General features: G+C 34.1%; 5 protein-coding genes. All 5 read left to right on the top strand.

Translation table 11 applies throughout. The features are described 5' to 3' along the window. Window positions 1–336: 336 nt before the first annotated feature. Window positions 337–891, top strand: a complete 555-nt coding sequence (locus BLR42_RS22125; RefSeq protein ID WP_091873881.1) for a recombinase family protein — start codon at window positions 337–339, stop codon at window positions 889–891. Window positions 892–958: 67 nt separating this feature from the next. Continuing rightward, complete coding sequence (locus tag BLR42_RS23250) at window positions 959–1,120, top strand: hypothetical protein (protein WP_170832948.1); 162 nt, start codon at window positions 959–961, stop codon at window positions 1,118–1,120. A gap of 69 nt (window positions 1,121–1,189) precedes the next feature. Then, window positions 1,190–1,468: a hypothetical protein gene (locus BLR42_RS22120; RefSeq protein WP_091873878.1), complete on the top strand. Its 279-nt coding sequence runs from the start codon at window positions 1,190–1,192 to the stop codon at window positions 1,466–1,468. A 613-nt stretch (window positions 1,469–2,081) separates the two neighbouring features. After that, window positions 2,082–2,975 (top strand): replication initiation protein, encoded by an 894-nt coding sequence (locus BLR42_RS22115; RefSeq protein ID WP_170832946.1) that lies wholly within the window; start codon window positions 2,082–2,084, stop codon window positions 2,973–2,975. Continuing rightward, on the top strand, window positions 2,965–3,156 hold a 192-nt coding region (locus BLR42_RS22110; RefSeq protein ID WP_170832945.1), incomplete at its 3' end, for an excisionase family DNA-binding protein. The genes BLR42_RS22115 and BLR42_RS22110, both read left to right, overlap by 11 nt.

Genomic DNA, 3,156 nt, shown 5'->3' with positions numbered 1-3,156 from the left:
TGGGGGGGGTATATTTCATGAATCTAGCAGCAAAAATCTTATTATTGGCTTTTGGTGGGCAGCAGCCGCACTAAATAATTTTTTGGTTTCCGTTTTCGTCATAAGCTGCTGCCTTGTATATACAAAGGCGAATCTTGCTCTTGTCTTTGTTTGTCTAGATGTAAAGTGCAAGTATACCTAGCTTTTACACCAATAAACTAGCCAAAAGATGTAAAAACTAGGTTGTTTTTCGATTGATTTAGCATTATGTAAAACAACTCTTGACATTGTTTTTACAAGGTGCTATATTATAGACATAAGGAACGAGCAACAAAAGAACAATAGCGAGGTAATAAAATGAATGTAGCGTACATTAGAGTATCAACAATCGAGCAAAATGAAGCAAGACAGCTAGAAGCTATGAAAGATAAGCACATAGAAAAATACTTTACAGAAAAGGTATCTGCAAAGAATACCAACCGCCCAAAGCTGCAAGAAATGTTAGATTTTGTAAGAGAGGGTGATACAATATATATACATGACTTTAGCAGACTTGCTAGAAGTACAGAGGATTTATTAAACATAGTAAATCAGCTTAATGATAAAGGCGTTCATCTAGTAAGCAATAAAGAAAACCTAGATACTAGCACACCGACCGGAAAACTACTTCTTACAATGATAGGCGCGATAGCACAATTTGAGCGTGAAAACCTCTTAGAGCGTCAGAGAGAGGGCATAAAGATAGCTAAAGAGCAAGGCAAATTTAAAGGCGGACAACCTAAAGCGATAGATAAAGAGCTTTTCCAAGAGCTGAAAGAAAAGTATAACCGCCGCGAGATAAACAAAGTACAGTTTGCAAAGCTGCTAAACGTAAGCAGACCGACACTTGATAAGCTGCTAGCAGCAGAATAAAATATAAATCACAAGAGGGATTGATAATATCTCTTTCCCTCTTGTAAAGAAAGAGAGGGATAATAATATGCAAGAAAGAAAACATGGTGTAGAGAGATTACTGAGGGCAATAGAACAGAATATAGACGATAGCAATATTAGCACTCTGGCAAAGCTATTGAATTATCACGAACCGCAACTAAAAGAGGATATAGAAGCCATTAAGCTAGTAACAATAGAGAATAAATAATAAAGTCATTTTTATAGGACAACTAAAATATTATAATTTTTATATCAAAGAAAGAGAGGATTTTAGAACATGGCAAAGAAAGCGCATTATGTAGTAAGTGAAGCAAAGAAAACTGTTACTTATACTGTTGGTACTCTGACAGAGAAAGAGCGCGCAGAAGTAGCAGAGTATAAAGAGGGCGGTTATGAGATAGTTATTAAGCAGAAAGAGAAGAAAAAGGGATTAACCTTTGACGATATGAAGAAGAAAGCAAAGGGCAAGACTTTTGAAAAAGAGCTTTTAGAGAAGATTGAGAACAAAGAAAACTATATGCAAATTAGAAAATGGTTTTTGGAGCAGACAAAATAATCATGTTAAACATGGATAATAAACCAAGCACAGATAGTATTCCTTTTCTTTTGTTCATGGAAGAACAAGAGGAGCTACAAAGGCAGCAGCTTTTAAAAGAGGACACCAACCGCCGCGATCGTGAGCAATCTGAGGATAACTTTCAAAACTCATTTAAAGGCGATTTTAGGCGATTTTAGAAAATTTTTGAACAAGAATACATCTGAGAGATAATAAGAGCTTTTAAGGGCAAATTAAAGAAGCCTGAGAAAGCTCTTTTCTTTTCTGTTGATAAGCTGCTGCCTCATAGAGGTACAAAAACCTTGTTATCTATCTCTTTTGTTTTTTATATCCAACTGACAGATATATTTAAAAATATTTATTATATTTTAAATACTTAGGAAAAATCGAAAAGCTGAAAAAGCGCATGGTTATGCGGAAAACTGCAAATTTCGCTCAATACACTTTGGTGGTTCGCTCAATACACTTTGGTGGTTCACTATATACAAAATGGTGGTTCGCTCAATACATTTTGGTGGTCTTTTGTTATGACAAGGCAGCAGCAGACCGCAAACCGCTATAACATATTTCTGCTATGTGTTATAATAAACCAAAAACGCAAGGGGAGAGCAGCATGGGGGCAGCAGACAGAAAGAGAGAGATAGAAAGATACTCAAACGCACATCAAACTGTTGTTAAAAGTAATGAGATTGTAATGAAAGCAACATACAATCTGACCGCAGAAGAACAGAAACTCTTATGTTTTGTTATTTCCAAGATAAAACCAACTGATAAAGAGTTTGAAAGATATACATTATCTGCAAAGGACTTTGGAGAGCTATGCGGAATAGATGATAAACACATATACAGAGATTTTAAGAAGATGATAGAGAGCTTTGATAATAAAGCTCAATGGATTGAAATAGGCAATAATCAGATAAGAATGAGAGTATTTAGTGAAGCTGAATATAACTCAAAGCAAGGGAGTATAACAGTAGTTATAAACAGTAGACTAAAGAAATATCTATTAGATTTACAAGGCAATTATACACAATACGAATTATGGAATATATTAAGTCTAAAGAGTAAGTATAGTATAAGGCTTTATGAGATATTTAGAGCGCATGAATTTAAGCATGAGATACAATTTAAACTTGATGATTTTAAGAAGCTGATATGCGCAGATAATTATGATTTATTTGCTAATCTGAAAGTTAGAGTAATCAATAGAGCAATAAAAGAGATAAACGATTATACAGATTTACAAGTATCTTATGACACAATAGTAGAAGAAAGCAGAAGCCATAAAGTAAAAGGATTGATATTTACTATCACAAAGAAGCCAAAGCAAGAAGCATTAGCAACTTATTGGAAAACAGTAGACAGAGTAAACAAAAGAGAAAATCAATATCCTGGACAACTAAATCTATTTGCTACTAATGAGGATATGGAAGAAGTATATAATGCTACTCAGATTATTGTAGATAATGGGCAGCAGCCAGAGGGGGCAGCAGAAAATGACAAGTAAAGAATTAGCAGAGTTATTAGATGTATCAAAGCGGACTATAAATAATAAAATAAAAAAGCTAAAGATAAAGCCTACAATGATAGGTAATAGATATGATATAGCCGCGGAAGATGTAGAGAAGATTATTAAAAATATCTGCAAAGAGAATTATTCAGAGTTTTTGGAAAAAGCCAAAGCATTT

The organism is Butyrivibrio sp. INlla16 (genome assembly GCF_900104155.1).
In the GTDB taxonomy this organism is placed as follows: domain Bacteria; phylum Bacillota; class Clostridia; order Lachnospirales; family Lachnospiraceae; genus Butyrivibrio.
Note: the sequence above shows the minus strand (reverse complement) of the source record. Positions and strands in the feature narration are given on the sequence as shown.